The sequence below is a fragment of the Alishewanella agri BL06 genome (assembly GCF_000272005.1).
GTDB lineage: Bacteria > Pseudomonadota > Gammaproteobacteria > Enterobacterales > Alteromonadaceae > Alishewanella > Alishewanella agri.
On the sequence record NZ_AKKU01000006.1, the window covers coordinates 76,009 to 95,358 of the forward strand.

At 48.3% G+C, this 19,350-nt stretch carries 20 protein-coding genes and 1 pseudogene; 14 read left to right on the forward strand and 7 right to left on the reverse strand.

Annotation, left to right across the window (positions count from 1 at the left end; genetic code table 11):
* Positions 1–121 precede the first annotated feature (121 nt).
* The gene (locus AGRI_RS02980) at positions 122–673 is read right to left on the reverse strand and encodes an acyloxyacyl hydrolase (RefSeq protein ID WP_008983526.1); all 552 of its coding nucleotides are present in this window, start codon (positions 671–673) and stop codon (positions 122–124) included.
* Between the two features lie 249 nt (positions 674–922).
* On the opposite strand from AGRI_RS02980, the gene AGRI_RS02985 reads away from it, so the two are divergent.
* From AGRI_RS02985 to AGRI_RS03000, 4 genes are all read left to right on the forward strand, one after another.
* Positions 923–1,543, forward strand: coding sequence for a glutathione S-transferase family protein (locus tag AGRI_RS02985; protein WP_008983527.1), 621 nt, complete (start codon positions 923–925; stop codon positions 1,541–1,543).
* Between the two features lie 47 nt (positions 1,544–1,590).
* Positions 1,591–2,259 carry a cupin domain-containing protein gene (locus AGRI_RS02990; RefSeq protein ID WP_008983528.1) on the forward strand — a complete coding sequence of 223 codons (669 nt, stop codon included), beginning with the start codon at positions 1,591–1,593 and terminating at the stop codon, positions 2,257–2,259.
* Between the two features lie 44 nt (positions 2,260–2,303).
* Entirely contained in the window at positions 2,304–2,888 is a 585-nt protein-coding gene (locus tag AGRI_RS02995; RefSeq protein ID WP_008983529.1) for a TetR/AcrR family transcriptional regulator, read from the forward strand.
* A gap of 75 nt (positions 2,889–2,963) precedes the next feature.
* Positions 2,964–4,046 carry an aldo/keto reductase gene (locus tag AGRI_RS03000; RefSeq protein WP_008983530.1) on the forward strand — a complete coding sequence of 361 codons (1,083 nt, stop codon included), beginning with the start codon at positions 2,964–2,966 and terminating at the stop codon, positions 4,044–4,046.
* A 175-nt stretch (positions 4,047–4,221) separates the two neighbouring features.
* Here AGRI_RS03000 and AGRI_RS03005 read toward each other — a convergent pair whose 3' ends face one another.
* From AGRI_RS03005 to AGRI_RS03015, 3 genes are all read right to left on the reverse strand, one after another.
* Positions 4,222–4,713, reverse strand: coding sequence for a PaaI family thioesterase (locus AGRI_RS03005; protein ID WP_008983531.1), 492 nt, complete (start codon positions 4,711–4,713; stop codon positions 4,222–4,224).
* The gene (locus AGRI_RS03010) at positions 4,710–5,195 is read right to left on the reverse strand and encodes a PaaI family thioesterase (protein WP_008983532.1); all 486 of its coding nucleotides are present in this window, start codon (positions 5,193–5,195) and stop codon (positions 4,710–4,712) included. Before AGRI_RS03010 ends, AGRI_RS03005 begins: the two co-directional genes overlap by 4 nt.
* 406 nt (positions 5,196–5,601) lie before the next feature.
* Entirely contained in the window at positions 5,602–6,774 is a 1,173-nt protein-coding gene (locus tag AGRI_RS03015; protein ID WP_011789339.1) for a DNA-binding protein, read from the reverse strand.
* Between the two features lie 267 nt (positions 6,775–7,041).
* Here AGRI_RS03015 and AGRI_RS03020 point away from each other — a divergent pair, with 267 nt between their 5' ends.
* The 9 genes from AGRI_RS03020 to AGRI_RS03060 all read left to right on the forward strand — a co-directional run bounded on the left by AGRI_RS03020 (position 7,042) and on the right by AGRI_RS03060 (position 15,520).
* Positions 7,042–7,317: a type II toxin-antitoxin system TacA family antitoxin gene (locus tag AGRI_RS03020; RefSeq protein WP_040291339.1), complete on the forward strand. Its 276-nt coding sequence runs from the start codon at positions 7,042–7,044 to the stop codon at positions 7,315–7,317.
* A complete protein-coding gene (locus AGRI_RS03025; RefSeq protein ID WP_008983535.1) occupies positions 7,318–7,836 on the forward strand; it encodes an N-acetyltransferase in 519 nt (172 codons plus the stop codon). It abuts the gene before it with no gap.
* A gap of 15 nt (positions 7,837–7,851) precedes the next feature.
* A complete protein-coding gene (locus AGRI_RS03030; protein WP_008983536.1) occupies positions 7,852–9,102 on the forward strand; it encodes a site-specific integrase in 1,251 nt (416 codons plus the stop codon).
* A 9-nt stretch (positions 9,103–9,111) separates the two neighbouring features.
* A complete protein-coding gene (locus AGRI_RS03035; RefSeq protein WP_008983537.1) occupies positions 9,112–9,657 on the forward strand; it encodes a hypothetical protein in 546 nt (181 codons plus the stop codon).
* Between the two features lie 61 nt (positions 9,658–9,718).
* Positions 9,719–10,399 carry a hypothetical protein gene (locus AGRI_RS03040; protein WP_011789337.1) on the forward strand — a complete coding sequence of 227 codons (681 nt, stop codon included), beginning with the start codon at positions 9,719–9,721 and terminating at the stop codon, positions 10,397–10,399.
* 142 nt (positions 10,400–10,541) lie between these two features.
* The gene (locus AGRI_RS03045) at positions 10,542–13,517 is read left to right on the forward strand and encodes a Tn3 family transposase (protein WP_008983539.1); all 2,976 of its coding nucleotides are present in this window, start codon (positions 10,542–10,544) and stop codon (positions 13,515–13,517) included.
* A 380-nt stretch (positions 13,518–13,897) separates the two neighbouring features.
* The gene (locus tag AGRI_RS03050) at positions 13,898–14,518 is read left to right on the forward strand and encodes a hypothetical protein (protein WP_008983541.1); all 621 of its coding nucleotides are present in this window, start codon (positions 13,898–13,900) and stop codon (positions 14,516–14,518) included.
* A gap of 107 nt (positions 14,519–14,625) precedes the next feature.
* Positions 14,626–14,880 carry a hypothetical protein gene (locus AGRI_RS03055; protein ID WP_008983542.1) on the forward strand — a complete coding sequence of 85 codons (255 nt, stop codon included), beginning with the start codon at positions 14,626–14,628 and terminating at the stop codon, positions 14,878–14,880.
* Positions 14,881–15,007: 127 nt separating this feature from the next.
* Positions 15,008–15,520, forward strand: coding sequence for a zinc chelation protein SecC (locus tag AGRI_RS03060; protein ID WP_227498152.1), 513 nt, complete (start codon positions 15,008–15,010; stop codon positions 15,518–15,520).
* A 41-nt stretch (positions 15,521–15,561) separates the two neighbouring features.
* Here the strand turns inward: AGRI_RS03060 and AGRI_RS03065 are convergent.
* Both AGRI_RS03065 and AGRI_RS03070 read right to left on the reverse strand, forming a co-directional pair.
* A pseudogene (locus AGRI_RS03065) lies at positions 15,562–15,801 on the reverse strand (DUF938 domain-containing protein); the annotation flags it as partial.
* A 14-nt stretch (positions 15,802–15,815) separates the two neighbouring features.
* Positions 15,816–16,550 (reverse strand): SGNH/GDSL hydrolase family protein, encoded by a 735-nt coding sequence (locus AGRI_RS03070; protein ID WP_008983545.1) that lies wholly within the window; start codon positions 16,548–16,550, stop codon positions 15,816–15,818.
* Between the two features lie 441 nt (positions 16,551–16,991).
* Here AGRI_RS03070 and AGRI_RS03075 point away from each other — a divergent pair, with 441 nt between their 5' ends.
* Positions 16,992–17,366 (forward strand): hypothetical protein, encoded by a 375-nt coding sequence (locus tag AGRI_RS03075; protein WP_008983546.1) that lies wholly within the window; start codon positions 16,992–16,994, stop codon positions 17,364–17,366.
* A 103-nt stretch (positions 17,367–17,469) separates the two neighbouring features.
* On the opposite strand, the gene AGRI_RS03080 is transcribed toward AGRI_RS03075, so the two are convergent.
* Positions 17,470–19,194: a potassium/proton antiporter gene (locus AGRI_RS03080; RefSeq protein WP_008983547.1), complete on the reverse strand. Its 1,725-nt coding sequence runs from the start codon at positions 19,192–19,194 to the stop codon at positions 17,470–17,472.
* Between the last annotated feature and the right edge of the window lie 156 nt (positions 19,195–19,350).

Here is a 19,350-nt window from a genome sequence, read left to right on the forward strand (position 1 = left end):
CACGCTGTACTTAGCAAATATTTACCGAAACCAAAGGTGGTGTGAGAAGTGCAAAGTGAAAAGGGCTTCGAAAGCCATTTGCGGTAAACAAACTTACGATTTAATAGGGCGTAACTCCCAATTAGAAGGTATTACTCCAAGTTAAACCGAAAAAATCGAGGCCATCATTAGGGCTATCAATGTCTGCATTTGAATAATGCACGTATGCCAGCGTTAATCGTGCATTTGAATAAGCCGAATACTGCCAACTTAACCCAATGCGGTCTTCAAACTGAAAACGCGTGGATAAACGTCGCTCGCCCAAGCGTGTGCCATCCAGAACACTGCCGCCAATACCGGCTTCCACATACAGCGGTCGAGGCCCATCGGTAAGCTGCCATGCCAACACTGGGCTAATCGTCAACGCAAAAACATTATCTGAACGGTCATTGGAGTTTTGCCAATTGTTTAACGCACCTTCAATATGCAGCTTTGGACTTCCCAACCACGTCCAATCCTCCAATATTGACAGCCGGATATCAGTAACCCGGTACCCAACGCGTGCACCACGCAACTGATCCGTTGAGTACGAACCCGTCATATGCCACTCGTCCGCCTGTGCTGATGCTGAATTCATCAACCCCCAAAAACCAAAGACCATAGCCACAATTAATGCCAAAAATCCTTTGCTCATGCACCCTCCACTTTGTCTACAATCCGGCAGAGCATTCCAAACCAGAGATGAAATTATACGTACACACGTGAATGTATGTAAATAGATCAGCAGCAACTACAACACGGTCTTCAACTCAAAATTGCCTGTGGGACTCCGTTTGACTTTTTGAAAGAAGCCAAAACGAGAGAATATAATTGCTTCTTGTCTAACTACCTACCAGAAGGTAGAATGATCATCAAATGGTTATTAATCAATAGAGGTGTTCAAATGAAAATTTATGAAACCACAGGGTTTCCGAACCCACTTCGCGTTCGCATCGCCCTTGCGGAAAAAGGTGCCACCAACAAAGTGATATTTGTCCCAGTAGATGTAATGGGTGGTGAACACAGAACCAGTGCTTTCAAGGCAAAAAACCCTGATGCCACCGTACCATTATTAGAGCTGGACGATGGCACCTGCATTGCGCATTGTAATGCTATAACCGAATACTTGGACGGTATCTTTGACGGACCATCCCTTACAGGCACGTCACCTAAAGAGCGTGCAGTTATCGCGATGATGAATATTCGTGCTGAATCCGGATTGATGAATGCGGTGGGCGCGTATTTTCACCACGCAACTCAGGGCCTAGGGCCAGATCTTGAGACATGGCAATGTCCTGACTGGGGTAGCAAGCAGAAAGAAGTTGCCCAGTTGACCATGATCTATCTCGACGGAGTACTCACAGAAAGTGACTTTGTCGCAGGTAATCGTTTCACGGTAGCGGATATCACAGCTTATGCTGGACTAGTATTTGCGGAGTTTGCCAAGGTTGAAATTCCCGAGAACCTACGCGCTCTTAAGGCCTGGCGTGACCGGGTAGCGGCCCGACCGTCGATTAATGGCTGATATTTGTATTTTATGGCTTGTCAGACGAATTAACAAAAGGACATAGCATGGAAATAAATGCAGATATCACAAAACCCGTAGTTATTGATACCGACCAGCTGCTTTGGTGTCCTTCGCCAGTGAAGGGGGTCGAGCGTAGAATGTTGGATCGCATCGGTGACGAGGTGGCTCGTGCCACCAGTATTGTGCGTTATGCGCCAGGCAGCCAGTTCTCTGCGCATACTCACGTTGGTGGCGAGGAATTCATCGTACTTGACGGGGTGTTTCAGGACGAGCACGGGGATTATCCCTCAGGAACCTATGTTCGGAATCCTCCGACGACATCTCATGTGCCCTGCTCTGCCGAGGGCTGTACAATTTTTGTCAAGCTCTGGCAGTTCGATCCTGAGGATCGAAATCAATTCAAAAAAAACATGGAAGCGGAACTGAATGCGTCAGTGGAGGGGGTTGCCACCTCGCTTCTACATGAGGACGGGCGAGAAGCGGTGACATTCCACAAGCTTGACTCCGGCGCTACTTTGAATTCTAACGCAGTCGGCGGGATTGAGATGCTAATACTGGACGGCGAAGTCATGATAAACGATGATGTATTGAGTAAGAATGCTTGGCTGCGCCTACCCGAGGGAGAAGCGTTGTCAGCAAAAGCTGGGGGCCTTGGGGCGAAAATCTGGATGAAGACTGGGCACCTTCGGTTTGTCAGGGCCCCCGAGGTGTAATTGACCGGGGCCTAAACACTAACTACATCAACCATTAGATATTTATGAACCGTGATACAAGAACAACCCTGCTTGACATCGCAGAGTACAACGCTCGGTCAAGGGGCTTTGATGGGTTTAGCTATGCCGATCTTGCTGTAGCCGTTGGCATTAGAAAGGCTTCCATTCATTATCATTTTCCGACTAAGGCGGATCTATCCGATCATCTGATCGCTCGGTATCACACCAGTTTGAAAGAACGCCTAGCTGAAATAGAGAACGACCATCTTAGCGCTGACGAACGTCTGATGGCTCTCATTAGATTATACCGAGAGGCACTGAATGGAGGCCAAACTGTCTGCCTTTGCGTTGCGTTTTCAATATGCCGAGAACGCATTTCCGAAAAGGTTGTGATTCGGGTTGGTGCGGTTCGAGCAATGCTGCTGAAATGGATTAAATGCATTTTTGAACTGGGTCTGAAAGACAGGTCCATTTCGCTCATTACTGCTCCCGAAGAAGAAGCCTGTGCGACATTAGCAATGTTGGAAGGAGCTCACCTAGCGGCTCGCACAGCACAAGACCCGGCATCGTTCGATGCTGCAATACAAATGTTGCTGGGTAGATGCCGACAAAGTGCTCGGAAAGAATAATTGATTGACATCTGAGTTCTAATGAAAAGACCCGACAATAAGTCGGGACATTAACCTGTTATAAAGAGGTGTAACATGACTACTGATAAAATACCGAACTTCGAACAAAATCATATACGCTACAAAGCTCTCGGAAACTCCGGATTGATGGTCTCTGAACTCTGTCTTGGAACCATGACCTTTGGTGGTGACGAAGATATTTGGGGTCTAATTGGGCAACTAAGGCAGGAGCAAGCTGACGAGCTTGTAAGAATAGCCCTGCAGGCCGGCATCAACTTCATCGATACGGCTAATATTTATGGTCTCGGCGCTAGTGAGCTTATCGTCGGGCAATCCTTGAAAAACCTCGGTGTTCGCCGAGAGGATGTCGTTTTGGCGACCAAGGTGCTCGGCCCTATGGGCGAGGGGCCCAATGCCCGTGGAGCGTCCCGTGGCCACATCATGAACGAGTGCAAGGCAAGCCTAAGTCGTTTGCAAACTGACTATATCGACTTATACCAGATCCATGGCTTTGATCCGGCCACTCCAATCGAAGAAACGCTGGAGGCACTCAACACCCTGGTACAACAGGGGTATGTGCGTTATGTAGGCTTGTCCAACTGGGCCGCTTGGCAGGTCATGAAGGCCATCGGTATTAGCCAGGCCCGAAATCTGTGCCCAGTGACGTCGCTGCAGGCCTACTATACCCTAGTTGGCCGCGACCTGGAGCGGGAAGTTATCCCCATGCTATCGTCGGAAAAGGTAGGGTTGATGGTGTGGAGTCCACTAGCCGGTGGTTATCTTTCCGGCAAATACGAAGGTCCTGACGTGTCCGAGGAGAACCGTCGTGCCAAATTCGATTTTCCTCCAGTTAACCGTGAACGGGGCAGAGACATTATAAAAGTAATGCGTGAGGTGGCCGACGGAAAGCAGATTGACGGAGAACCGGTCAGTGTGGCTCAAATTGCACTAGCCTGGTTACTTCACCAAGAGTCTGTCTCCAGTATTATCGTTGGTGCCAAGCGACCAGAGCAGCTGAAAGCCAATATCCGGGCCGCACAGATCCGATTCTCTGATGACGAGCGTAAAGCTCTGGACGAGGTGAGTCGTATACCGGAGGAGTACCCGGGCTGGATGATGGAAATGATGGCCGGGTACCGAAATCCTTCTAAGTTCTGAATTCGATGGTGATCCTCTGCACACAATTCGCTGCGCCCTAGCGGCGCAGCCGTTCAATTAAGTTCTGAATTCGATCGTGACCCTCTGCACACAATTCGCTGCGTCCTAGCGGCGCAGCGGTTCAATGATGAAAATCGTGAGCGACCAGAATTCGCAGTGTTCAGGATTGAAGCCCTTATGAGTCATGAAGTTCTTCTTGTTCGGCGGCGATTGTCGGGAGTAACAACTGAACCTGACCACTAGCGATCGGTTTGCTTTTATCGTTCTGCCAGCAGGTCACACTGACCAAGCTGGACCGCCTGCCTTGCCGAACAATTTCTGCGCTCGCGAAAGTCGATTGGGCCTTCGCGGAACGAAGATAGTTTACGTGGCTGTCGATGATACGCGGGCAACGTTTATCTCTATCTTTGCTCTGTGCAGCCACCCGAGCGGTGAGTTCAATCAGGGCTCCAACTACACCTCCATGGAGGGCTGGTAGCATGAAGTTGCCAATCAGCGTTTCATTACACGGCAAGTAAACCAATACAACTGCATCACCGCACTGTACCTGAAGTCCAAGGTGCTGTGCGTAGGGAATACGCTCCAACAGAGCTTTCCAGTCAGCACATTTCTCCCTACTTTCTGCAGCGCGCGATCTTTGTTGTGCCAAATCATCTGTCTTACTCATACGCTGTTCTTCTTTAATCCATCTGAGTGGAATTGCTGTCCATGAGTGTTTCTCATGAAGGTGGCCTTTGCCGTAGCCAATAATTCGCTATCAGCCTCGCAGAAAATGTCGCAATCAATGAACGCGACCTGGTCTGTTAAATGACGACAGGTAGCTACAGCCAACAGGGCTCGGTCGCCGTTGGCAGGCCGCAAATAATCCATGCGCAGATCCAGCGTAGCAATGGGCATCAACTCCATGGCCCCTGCAATTACGGCCAAGCCTCCGGCGGAGTCTGCCAGCGAATAAAGTAAGCTGGTGCAGATTTCTTTCGTATCCTCTTGCGCGAACATCCATGACTGTGGAGTCAGACGCATACGGACCTGGTCTCGGTCTACCGAGACGACCTGAATGCCGAGAGCTCTAGCGTGAGGAACCTGCTCAGTGAACTGGCACGCAGCCGTAACAACATGACTGTGCTGGAGTCTGCTTAGCTCGTTCATCAAAGCTGCCCAGCTAGGTATGTATTTCTTGCAGGCGCGGAAGTTTTGGAGATCAGTTGAATTCTATAGGTCATGAAGATAGCGTTCTCTTGTGGATAACGTTGTTTACGGATTCTGGTTGGTTAACTGATCAAAAGTCAAACACTTTGTTGAACTAAACAAAATGGTATCGGCGCAATTGATTACGGTCATTGCAATGAGCCTTACCGCAAGCTTATCGTCAAAATGCGTTAAAAACTGATCCTGATGAAGATAGCGGTTACTCAGCTGCCTGTGTGTGGGGTGAATTTTAATACCAATTTGGTTGAGCAGTTTTTAGTGTTGTGATGCATTGATGGATAACTACTGGTTGTGCTGCATTATATGCAACTGGCCGACAATGGCCAGTTGCAATGATAATGCTAGGTCATGCCAGTCTCAGGATCCTGTCTGGTAAGGTATAGGTCTCGCCGTCAAAATTTACAGAGTATTTCACAGTGCTGCCCTTTTTCACGCAGCGCTCGACCTGGCCAATGCGGTCATATAAGGCATGATCAGCATCGACCACAATAACGTCTTCGCCCTTGGCATATTGAGCCGGCGTCGAAATGGCGTTGACTGTGGAGAATGTCTGCCAGAGCTGCTGCTGGGTACTGAGCGACGCTGACAAAGCCGCTTTTTCCTGCAGCCAGGCTTGCTCATTTGCCTGCAAACTGGCGACTTTAGCCGCCGCTGCCGCATACTGTTGTTGCAAGTCTTCGTGTTGCTTTTGCAATCTGTTTAGCTCGGTATCTTTACGATATAGTTGCTGCTCCGTTTGTTGTTGGCTGTTCTGGCTCCCCAATAATTGTTGCTCAATCTTGCTGACCGACTGTGTGGCGTGATGCAATTCCGCCGACTGTTGCTGTGTTTGTTCTTTTAAGGTTGTACATTCCTGTTGTTTAACGCTCAACGCTTGGTGGCTTAACCGTAACTCGGCCTGTAGTTGTTGTACCTGATGATCATGCCTGTGCTGCTCTTGTTCCCGTTGCGTTTTCACAGACTCACGATAATGCTCAAGAGCATGACGGGCATGAGTATGCTTCTCTTCCAGCGACTGAATATGCTTTTCCTTATCCTGGATTGTACCGCTCAGATGGCGATTTTCCGAAGTCATAGAAGACAACTGCAGCGCATCCTCATGACGGGCATGTTTCAGTTCTTCAATCTGCGCTAAGGCTTCGCGGTGTTGGTGTTCCAATTTATCCCGATGTTCACTGATGGCCATCAATTCCTGCCGTAGCACGTCAAGTTGTCGTTGGCGCTCTGCGATCACGAGATGATGCCGCTCTTCCGTAGTCTTAATGCGCTGCATGGCCTCTTCCTGGAGGCGCTGTGCTAAATGGCCCACGAACTGGCCTAATTCGTCACTTAGCGCTGAAAGGTTGTCAAGACGTCCTTTCTCATCGACTTCAAGCTCTCTCAAGTACTTCAAAATCGTGGTATTCGACCCGGAGCCTAACTCTGACCGAACCAGTTCGACAGATGGGTGGCGTCCTTGCGCAATGAGCTCGTTCCGAACCTGCTGAACCTGATGCTTGGTGATCCCGTCTCTGGCCATGGTTGCCTCTTAATCGTAATATTACGTAATATGTAATTACATAATATTACGATATCCATAAATTGCAAATAATCGACATAATTTAACCCCTGATAATAGGGCATTATCAGGGGTAATGGCAGATCAGAGCTCCAAATAGCCTTTCGGCCATACATAATGGCGTGCGGTACCGGGCAAAACACAGCCGGCATTATCACGCTTTTTCTTGCGGCAATATGCCGTACAGGTCTATACTGTGCAGGTCTTTTTTTGTACAGAGGGGATATCATGACAACAGTACTTCGAGAGCGGATCGAAATGCGGGTGGATGCAGAAACCAAGCAATTGGCAGAACGCGCTGCAGCTGCTTCAGGCTGCGCATCCCTGACGGAGTTTATGGTTCGTCTTATTCGTGACAATGCCCCACAGATCCTGCAGGCTCAGGCAGCCATTGAATTGACGTCAGCCCAGTTTGATCAGTTTATGCAGGTATGTGAAGCGCCACCCACGCCGCATGCTCGCTTAAAGGCGGCGGCAGCCCGACTTGACCATGAGGGGTTTTAATTGGCCTTGGCAGCGGAATTTGTGCTGCTGGATGCAGCCCTGCATGATTTAAAAGGGTTTGATTGTGGCAAAGCAAGTCTTAATGACTACCTGAGCCGGTACGCAGTGCGCAATAGCGGTTTGGGTTTGAGCCGGACCTGGGTACTGACCGAACAGGCCGAACACGGTAAACTACCGATCGCTGCCTATTATACTCTGGCCAGTAGTACGGTGGCACGGGAAGAGCTGCCTGCGCAGAATAAATCACTGCCGACGTATCCGGTGCCGGTCGTGCTGCTGGCTCGACTGGGCGTGTCTGTTCACTATCAGGGGCAGCAACTAGGAGCTAAAACACTGGTGCAGGCACTGAGGACAGCTCTTGAACTGGCCGATCGGGGCTTACCGGCCCTGGGCGTAGTCTTGGATGTGTTGGATGATGCGACCCTACGATTTTATCAGCACATGGGCATGTTTATGCCGCTGACCGACCAACCGCAACGATTGTTTGTGCCGATGGGCACTATTCGACAACTGTCTTAGTACGGAGGTGGCCTGGTGAGTAAAGTTGATCGTTATTTACAGGCTGCCACACGCGAACATACCCGGCGTAGTTATCAATCGGCGGTCGAACATTTTGAAGTTGCCTGGGGGGGCGTGTTGCCGACCACCGCCACGGAGTTGGCCCGCTACCTGGCGCATTACGCCGATACACTGGCTATCACGACCTTAAAGCAGCGGCTGGCCGCGCTATCCAGTTGGCATCAGGCCCAAGGCTTTGCCGACCCCACCAAAGCTCCGTTGGTTCGTCAGGTCTTAAAAGGGATCCGAGAACTGCATCCGGATAAAGCGAAACAAGCTAAACCGTTACAACTCAATGTGCTTGAGCAGATAATTGGCTATCTGGATCAGCAAGCACTGCAGGCCCAGCAGACAGAAAACTATGCCAAGCACCTGAGAGCCGTTCGTGATAAAGCCTTGGTGCTGATGGGATTCTGGCGTGCCTTTCGCAGTGACGAGCTCAGTCGTCTTCACATCGAACATCTGGAGTTCGTGCCAAATGAAGGGATGATCGCCTATCTGCCGCGAAGTAAGACGGACCGGACCAATCAGGGCCAGGCTTTTCGATTACCTGAGTTGCAGCGGCTATGCCCGGTCGACGCCTGCCGGCAGTATTTGGTGTTACTGCAACAAGCGGCCGGCCCTTTGTTTCGCGCAGTCAATCGCTGGGGCATGGTCTCTGAGTCGTCCCTACGCGCCGATAGCATCATTCCGTTACTTCGACACCTTTTGCAACAAGCTCAGGTGGGCGACGCGGCACTCTATAGCAGCCATTCGCTGCGCCGGGGCTTTGCAAACTGGGCTAACCAACAAGGGTGGTCCCTGAAGCAACTCATGGAACACGTCGGATGGCGCGATGTAAAGTCTGCGATGCGCTATCTGGAATCAAACGATCCTTTCTCTCAACAGGCAATTGACCAAGCTTTGGCGCTACCCGCACCGAGCCAAGTGCAAAATCAGTTAAAGACACATGTCCTGGAATTACGGCTTCATCTTCAGCCTTACCATCAACGTGGACGAAGCTCGGCCGCTCGACAGCATATAGAACGATACTGTCTGAAACCTTACGCCATGAGTAAAGGAAGCCAGCAAGAGAGTTATTTGTTGACGATGCAGGCGCGGGATCACGAGGAACTGGATGGCATAGTGGATGACCTGTTACTACAGCTCCATGATGCCGCCAGAGCGCATCAATGTATGGTCGAAATTACACTGAAAGAGCAAGCTACTGGGCAGCAATGGGATTAAGAGGTGGATATGGATTGGATGGACGCTGGTAAGGTTGGTCTTTCGAGCGCGGCTTTTGGCATATCCTGCTTAGCGCTCTGGATATCTCATCGAAATTGGCTGCGCAGTAATTGCCCAATAGTGGTCGCATGCATAGAAACAGCGACAGCTCAAGATGAAGCGTTCATTGCCTATAATCTGGTTGTGGTGAACACCGGCAACCGGCCAGCGGTGAATGTGCGGCTTTACTGCGAGGACTCCGATCTTGAACAATGCATTCAGCCTGGGCCCCATGCAGGGAAAAAGCCGGGGTCCACATGGACTCATGTCAAAAAATGTTTTCAGGAGGACGCCGAGATCCCGGTGTTGCTGAACGGCAAGTCTGTGTCGAATTCTTTTGGGTTTACTGGAGTGAATCAACAATCGTTTTGGAAATACAATTCTCGATTGAAAATCACACTGCGATATGCTGATTTGGATGGAACGAACTATCGCAAAGAGCTGATTTTACTGATTAAGGATTCTGTGGCTTTTGCTGGTGGAATGTGGTCCATGCCGGAAGAAACCAAGAAATAAGCATGGTGCCAAAGACGATCCATTTTCAGAGGGTAATCGTTTCATAAGACTGAGGTAAAATATGACTGATCCTGATACAACGCAGAAATCACAGGTACTCTGTAAGCATTGCTGTCACCCAATCCCTCATGGCGCACGAATTTGTTCGATATGCCGCTCTTACCAAAACTGGTTCAGTTTTATCCCATTTTCTAGCACGATACTTGCGCTTCTCACTGCACTTATCTCTGTCATGGGTATTGTGATACCGTTACTGTATGGCATTTTTCACACCCCACAGTCCGAGGCTTCACTCACAATGCCTTCGATTGATGGGACCACTCTTCGTGTGACTGCTGTCAACACGGGAGATGCGTCTGCATCACTGATCCGAGCATGGTTCAGCAGTGATTTGTTAGCAGGTGCCACCAAAGTGAAACTGCGAAACGACGACGATGCGCTGCTGCCACCTGGGCATAAATTACTTGTCTTTGATATTATTCCGCTCTTAGATGAGCAAGGCTCTTATCAGCACTCGCTTGAAATGATGTCGTATATCACTCAAAACAAACCGGGGCCATCTACGAAGATTCGTTTTCATGTGCTCCAGTCTGACGGTCGTTTTGCCATTCAAGAGTTTGCTCTAAGTGCAGACGACCTTTTCAAATTGTTCAGAGCCAATGCAGACAGATGTTCAGCAATAGAGAAAGTTAACTTCGAAAACGGCTGTATTGGAGCCGGAGTACCAGCAGAGGAGCCATAATCCAACGTAGCCATCCATCTAACGTTTCATCTATTTAATTTCATTTAATGCACTGAAATAAACAAAGAAATCGCTATTGAAATTAATACGCTGGTATGTTGTTCTGGACACCAAAAGAGATGCACGATGTGAAGGATGATCAATGGCGACAGTTGCTCAAACCGCATACCCGACCTTACCGGCGAATTTTTCTCTCAAGCTCTTAAACAAACAGTATCAACCGACCAACTACGAACTGGAATGGCTCAGTGCTATCAGAAAACCCATCCAGCGATTGGGGTTTCTGGTGCAACTGAAAACGCTACAACGGCTCGGGTATGTAGTGTCCCCCCTTGACTGCCCAGACACCTTAATCAAATACCTTGCAAAATTAACAGGCATCACTACGCTGCCTTCTGCGAAGGACTGGGCAGCCTATATTAAATCGACCGCCAGAACCAAACATCTTGCGCAGATACGCGAATTTGTCGGTGTCAAATTGCTGCAGGAAGCCGATTGGGCATGGTTGAAAACGGTGGCAAGGCGTGCCGCACTGGTTAAAGACGCCGTTAATGACATCCTCAACGTCTCGCTGGAGGAGCTTATCCACCACCGGTTTGAGCTGCCGGGGTTTACTCGTCTACTGCGCTTAGCAAGAACTGCCAGAAATGAAGTGAACACTGAATACTACCGGGCCATTTACGATGAGTTGCGACCGGAATCCATAGCCGAGTTGGACCAACTCCTGATCAAAGATGTCAATGAAAGTTACAGCGCCTGGCAGCGGTTAAAGCGAGAACCCAAAAAGCCGAGCGCCAGAGAGATCCGTTCCTACATTCAGCATGTGACCTGGCTAAAATCGCTCAGTGAGCAAATGCCACAAATACGCCTCCCCGCGACCAAACTGAGTCAGTTCATGCTGGAGGCCCGTGCATTGGACGCCAAAGATATGCGGGAACTCAAGCCCCTAAAGCGTTATGCGTTAGCGGTGCTCCTTATCCGGGGTCAGCATGGGAAAGCACTGGATGATGTAGCAGACATCATGATCCGTATTCTGCGGGGACTGGAGAGTGTCGCAAAAAAGAATTACGACCAGCATATTTTGAACCGGCAAAAGGAAAGCGAAGCGCTCGTTCGTGGTTACTTTGATGCCATGGCGGCGTTTGGTAGCGAAGGCACCGCGGAAGAGCGAATTGACGCTATTCAGAAAACATTTTCACCGGACTTGACCACCCAAATGGCGAAGTGTCAGGAATATCTGGCGGCAGTAGCCCATGGTTTTTTACCATTTATGCTGCAGCCTTATCATCAGAAACGGTCCTTGCTGTTTTTGTGTCTGGAAGCCATGGAGCTTCGCAGTACCTCAACCGATCAGAGCACCATTTCACTCATTGCCAACCTACAGTCACTGCGGAACAGTCACAAAGAAATGCTGCCAGTATCGCAACTGCAATCGGATGAATTCGATCTGCTTACACTTCTGTCTCCGCAATGGCAAAACATTATCAGACGTGACGTGGCAGGAAATGCCCTGTATCACCGCAAACTATATGAACTGGCGTGCTTTTCTATGATCCGGCGAGAACTTCAATCAGGGGATTTGCATGTGGTACACGCCAGGGAATATGACGATTACCGAGAGGATTTGGTCAGTTGGGAGGAGTACCAGCAGGAAATTGATCGCTATGCGCAGGAAGTTGAACAGCCCGTTAATGACGCTGAGCGATTTGTCACCGAACTACAGCTGGAGCTCAGTGAGTTGGCCACGACGGTGGATCTCACATTCCCTGGTAATAGCCATGCCCAATTTATCGATGGACGCCTTAGTTTAAAGAAAAGCAATACTGCACGACCTGTCGCAGCTGTCCAGCGTTTAGACACCGCGATTGTCGATGGGATGGAGCCCTCAAGTATTGTCGATATTCTGACCGATTGCGAGCACTGGCTTGAACTGCACAAGTTGATACACACAGCTGCCGGCAACCAAGTGAAAATTGAATTTCCGGAGCAGCGTTTTTTAACCACACTGTTTTGCTACGGTTGCAATTTAGGGCCGGCTCAAACTTCCCGCTCAGTTAAAGGCTTTACACAAAAGCAAGTTGCCTGGCTTAACTTGCGCCATGTCACTGAAGAACGCTTAGAAAAAGCGTTGACCAAAGTCGTCAATGCATACAACCAGTTTGATTTACCGAAGTATTGGGGCTCCGGTAAACACGCCTCTGCAGATGGGACTAAATGGGAGCTATATGAGCAGAATTTGATGTCAGAATTTCATATTCGATACGGTGGTTATGGCGGTATTGGTTATTATCACGTGTCGGATACCTACATTGCATTATTCAGCCATTTTATTCCTTGTGGTACCTATGAAGGGGTTCATATCCTGGACATCGTGCAGAAAAACGATTCAGACATTCAACCGGATACGCTGCATGGTGATACACAATCCCAGAGTTACACAGTGTTTGGATTGGCGCATTTATTGGGGATAAAACTGATGCCCCGGATCCGAAACATTCAGGATTTGAGTTTATACCGGCCAAGCAAAGACACGAAATACCAGCACATTGATGCCTTGTTCAAAGGCTCTATTGATTTCGACCTGATCCAGGCCAGGTTACCAGATATGCTGCGGGTGGTTGTCTCCATCAAACTCGGCAGAATCACGCCGTCGACACTGCTCAAACGCTTAGGGACATTCAGCCGGAAGAACAAGTTGTACTTTGCGTTTCGGGAGCTGGGACGGTTGATTAGAACCATGTTTTTGCTCAATTACATAGATAACCACGAGCTTCGTCAGCTCATCCATGCTGAAACCAACAAATCGGAAGCCTTCAATAACTTCACCAAATGGTTATTTTTTGGCAACGATGGGATCATTGCTGAGAATATTAGGCATGAGCAGCAAAAAATAGTGAAATATAATCAACTTGTTGCCAATATGGTGATCCTGTATAACACGGAAAAGATGACAAAACTCCTCAAGAAACTGGCTGAAGCAGGTCATGAGGTTACGCCAGAAACGTTGGCCGGTTTGTCACCTTACCGGACATCTCATATTAATCGGTACGGGGATTATCACATCGATATTAACCGGAAAACCGAACCATTGGATTTTACTGTCAAAGTCATTGAGTAGACGTTTGGCGAAGGTGAAAATAGTGACAGAACTTCATGAGCTTAATCGGCTTGCGTCTAAGCGGCTTCAAGACCATATTGAGAAACATCGTCAGATGCGTATAAACTCAAAAAGTTAAAATTAACCGTTGCCATGATCATGTTCGCAGAGACATTCTTCGCTAAAGCGCATTCGGGTCAGTATGTCTTTCCAATCGCCTTTCCGACCTTTGTAGAGTTAGATGCGCTGGTCATTCCTGAAACACGAGCGGTATTAAATGACCTTGTCGATGAGTTCTCAAGCGGGTTTTGTATTGTCCATCAACATGAACGGATCCGGGAAGAACTGGTGCAGCTGACCTCAGCTCAATGGAACGTGCACAAGGCCGCATCTGATTATTTATGCAGTCCACTGGAACTGATGAGGAATTGTCTTACCCCACGCTTCCTGCATTTGTCACTGCCAGTATCGACCAGAACACTTTCAACAAGGCGTGGTTTGATGCGATGACGGAATTGCCCATGTCCGCGCAGTTGAAAGTGGCAGCGACGGCACCTGACGAGAAATGGAATAATGAACTTGGACTTACATCGCTCAACGAAGCCAAAATCAAATATCAGGGCGACGTCGGCACCCTAAAACAGACAATTTTTGTGGAGCTAAAAGGCTGTATTGAAGCCTGGGCAGACATTGAAGGACAGGCCATTGAACCAAAAATTGTGGCTGAAATGGCGTGCTACATCATGGCAATCTGGCAGTCGGATACTTTTTATTTAGCCTTTCCAACACTGCGAGTGTTGATTGCTTTGCATGGGAGTCTACGCACTGATCCAAACCGACGCTTTAAAAGCGGGGATTTAAATGATTTTTCCGTTGCAGCAGATGCGCTATCAATCTGTGATGTGTTTCTAACCGACAGGCGCTTAGCAAATCTAATAAGCTCAGAAGAGCTTGATTTGGGAACACTGCTTGGCTGCCAAGTTATCCATGGCTTTGAGGCAATGGCCAACTATTTTAGCTAATCCGGTAAATTGGGCTAAAAAATAACGACCGAAAACATGCTAAAACGGCATGTAAAGCTTAATAGTCATATACTTATGTGATAGCAATAATCAAAAAGGACAGAAAAATGGAAGATGAAGTATACGCCATAATAGCCCCTTGGGCAGGCATTCCAACCTGGTACACCGGTCACCAATTGGATCAGAATCGTTTTGCCAGTGTCATGGATGACTTGCACAGTCGTTTTGGTCCGGGACTTGATATGAAAGTTTTTGAGGCTGCGTTACGACGGCACGCAGAGCAAACTCCTACAATGCTTGGCGCTCCAGATAACTGGGATCCCGTAATAAGAGAGTTTGCAGTGTTGGCAAAAAACTATTAAGGGGGCGTTGTGAGCAACTCAAACACTCCGCAAACCATTTCAAAGCAAGTCAAATAGGTTAATATCAAAGTTAAACCTGAAGGCACCACCGGTTTATGTAAAAGTGCAGCCTGAACCAGGGGCGATAGTGAACGAATGTTTTCCGAATGTAGAACGCATAGTTCTCTCAAATGGTGGAAAAATGCTATGTGGATGGCAGATTTGGGAATGGCCTAATGTCATGATAGAAGCTGAATTTCATGCTATTTGGCAAAATCCAAAAGGGGACTGGGTCGATATCACACCGAAGCAAGATGAAGAACAGACTATTTTGTTCGCTCACACCCCAAAGCGGCCATATGACGGCAAACGTGTTGATAATGTAAGACTCGCGTTACGTGATGACATCATCATTCATCACTTTATCCAAATATCTGAACTTCTCAGCAAAGCTTTACAGGATGGCCGCGAATTCGAGTACGGTTTTATAACTGTACCTGAAGCAAAAATGAAACCACTCATGGAAGCCAAAAGATTTCTATTGGGGGCGCTAAAAGCGGGGTATAGAGATCACGATACGTGTTGTTGCAAGAGTTCTATTAAATACAAGCGATGCTGCGGAAAGGAAATTCAGAAATATATTTCTGAATCAGTTAGATAATATACTTTTCATGAAAAATTTCCAGAATCCCGGCTAACCCTCAAATTGGCTAAAGCCGCACGGCGGATCCGTTCAGCCAGCGCCGGTAAATTACAGTGCTGATCGCTGCTTTGCCAGCAAAGGTGAGCCAGCTGACTGGCGAAGTAAACCGCATGCTGGCCAGTACCACTGCCAATTTCCAGTACCTGCTGGCAATTGGCAAACGCCTGATTTAATACCGACAGAATAGGGGACTTGTTATTTTCACAGGCTTGCGAGTAGGGTAGATCGCTATCGTTCATCGTTATCACTTATCTTAAGTCTGCTTACAGTCTGTAGCAGCTCTTTCCAGTAGTAATTGTGCCCAAAGCGCCGCACCTTTAGCCGAAGGATGAAAGCCGTCTGCTGCCAGTAGCTCCGGGCTTAACGGCAGCTTAGCATCAACCAACACTGCGTTGGGCCACTGGGCTAACTCTTGCGCTAAAACCCTGTTTAAGAGTCGCGCCTTCAGACCAAGCCACTGATTTAACGGCCAGGGTAGCGCGGTAAACTGCTGCATCGGTGGTATGGCGCTAATAATAATCAGTGGTGACTGAAATCGGGTGCTAAGCAATGCGAGTAATTCCCGACACAGTTCGCGGTACTGGCGATTTCCAGTCAGAGCGGTGACATTATTCACACCAATCGAAACATAGATCTGATCAAAGTTTTGCTCGGGCATACTTTGCAGTAACTTAATCAGTCCGTTACAACACAGGCCGCTTTGCGCCACCAACTGCCATTCTACAGAGTTCGCAACCGCTAACGCCCGGGTCAGATGGCCAGCCAGCGCCTGTTGCTGCGAAGCAATACCGACACCAGCTGCCGCCGAGTCACCACAAATCAATACTTTTAACACGGGTTGTTGTGCCGTCACCTTGCTTGCAGCAATACTGCCAGCTCTGTCACCAGCGGCTTCACGTAACCGCACAGCCAGCTTGCGCAGACGCTTGCCTTGCCAAAGTAATAATGGCCAAAGCAGAGCAGTGACGAAGTACCAAGATACCTGCATATAAGCTGCTCTTGAAACTCTCTATAACGCTAAAGTTGGCATTATAGCGCGAAATCTATTATTCAAGACCATATGACCCATGCTGATTAGTACTACACGCAATGTGGCAGCTGTGGTGGCAATACACCGTTAAAACGTGTTTGCCCGGCATGCAGTAGCCCGCAAACTAAAGTAAGCAAAGCCAAAGAAACTTACCGGTTAAAGTGCGATGGATGTGGCGCAAGTTTCATATACCGTTGATGGTTTATAGGGGGACTTATAACGGGTAACTAAACAATAAAATAATTATCAATTTAACATAATATACATTATAGGCTAGATAGGTTCACCAGGCTTTACTCCGAGCTCTCGACATCATTCAGAGATATCATCTTTCTGTTGAGTTGCAAATACGCGTAAGATTGCTATATTTTTGTTAACCAAACGTGATGAGGAAATCTAATGACTCGCGAGCATGCTGAATATCAAGTAGCACATTCGTCTGGTGCAGAAACTATGGCAGCAATGTCAGTTAACATCGACTATACCAAGCTATTTGCTGTTATCGTTGCTGCGTTACTGACTGCCGTGTCCATTCTGTTTATTGTCGGAATTTTTATTATGCAACTGGCGCTGCGCTCATTTGAACAGTCAATGACATTAATGATGCATCCAAACGATACCATCCCGGCTGCAGTAGTTAAATCATCACTGACCGGGCTGCAAGCTTCCTCGACTAATCAATCACATCATCTGCAAGCGGGAAACGAAGGATGTGTTTTTCCCTCAGATAACGGTGCTACAGTGGATAAACCAAAGTCGGATAATCAGCACTAGCACGCAGATTTGCGCACTAACATAGGACTACACATCACAAGCCCTGCCTTGTGTAAATACTCGCCACTCAGCTGCAAAAACAACCAGAAAATGTCAATAAACCCTATACTGACACGGGCTTTATACCTACTTGTTGGATTTGGCCTTTATCATCAATCTGACGTACCGTTAGCAATAACTGGTCGAGTCTAACCTGATCGCCCACCACCACCCGGCGGTGAAATTTCTGCGTAATATAATCGGCCAGGCTGAGATTTTGGTCCTGATCTTTGAAATCGATGGTGTAAAACGCGTCCAAATCCCGTAATGAAATATTACCGTTAAGTACAAAGTCACCAAAGAAATTACTGTTATCAAGGATGCTTTTATCTGCATCGCTGGCGAGCACTTCGCTCAGTTTTTTCACATGTTTAAGTGGCGCCAGCACCATGATGGTGTCGCCATTCGCAATAGCGGGATCCTCTGCTGCCTGCAACCATTCTCCATCGCGTATTAAGCCCAGATACTGTACTGGTAAAGTAATAGCGAGTTGTTGCCACTTTAAGGTGAGCACCGGCGAGTTGCTGGTTACTTTATAGGCAAGTACTTCCATCACTTCTTTTGCCGGAATCGCATCCAAAGGCATCGCCTGGTCGGGCTCTAATTCCGCCGGTACCTCTAGCTTCAACCAGCGAGCTACCGGGATCAAACTCCAGCCTTGCAGCAATAACGATACGATAACTACGACAAAGGCTACATCAAAATACAAATGTTCATTGGGCACGCCAGCCAACCATGGAAACAACGCCAGAATGATTGGTACGGCGCCACGTAAGCCAACCCAACTGATAAAAAGCTGATCTTTGGCCGGAAATTTGAACGGAATTAAACAAATAAATACAGCCAGCGGTCTGGCGATAAAAATGAGTACTGCGGCTAGTAATAAGGCAGGCCCAAGGTGTTCCAGCAAATTGGTTGGTGAAACTAATAACCCCAACATTAAAAACATACTAATTTGGCTGATCCAGGCTAAGCCGTCATGCATCCGCAATATATGAATAATCTGCGGTAGTTTGGCATTACCCACGATATAGCCCATCAGATAGACGGCGAGAAAACCACTGCCGCCGAACGAGTTCGTTAAAGCGTAGATCACAACACTGCTGGCGACTGCCAGCAGTGGGAAAAATGCAAAGCTCAGCGGTAGCTTACGGCACAGATAAACAAACACCCTGCCCGCTGCGTAGCCCATGGCGCCGCCAACCAGAGCTTGTTGCATAAAACTGACCAGGACAAACCAATCCAGGCTCTGATCATTTGCCAGCAATGACACTAATGTCAGGGTGAGCATAATCGCCATCGGGTCATTACTGCCAGATTCGATTTCTAAGGTTGAGGCTACCCGCTCTTTAATTTTTAAACGCTGTGACTGAAAGATCGAAAATACGGCAGCCGCATCAGTCGAGCTTAAAATTGCTCCTAACAACAATCCCTCAACCCAGGATAAATTGAGTAAATAAGCAGCTGCCACACCTACTACACCACAGGTCAGCACCACGCCAAAGGTAGCCAGCATGGAAGCTGGTGCCAAAGCTACCCGGAAACGCTCCGGATGCGTGCGCATGCCGCCATCAAACAGAATAATCACCAGTGCGATGGAGCCGATTAAAAACGCAGTTTGCGGATTGGAAAATTGGATGCCCCCTATGCCATCTTCACCGGCAATCATGCCGACAAGCAAGAATACCAATAGCATAGGAGCGCCAAGCCTTGCGGAGATCAAGGTGGCGATAATACTGATAAAAAACAATAAAGCACCGGCCAATATAGCCAGGTTAATTCCATCCATCGACGCTATTCCATTACTAAGATGCTGCCGGCTATATGGCAGCTGTTCTGAAGTTAAGTTACTGTGTCGAGCATAGCGGATGAACACCGGTTTGTTCCAGTGTTCAGCCCGCTAATATTACAGCGGTTACTAGGGCGTGTTGACATTTGCTGCTTG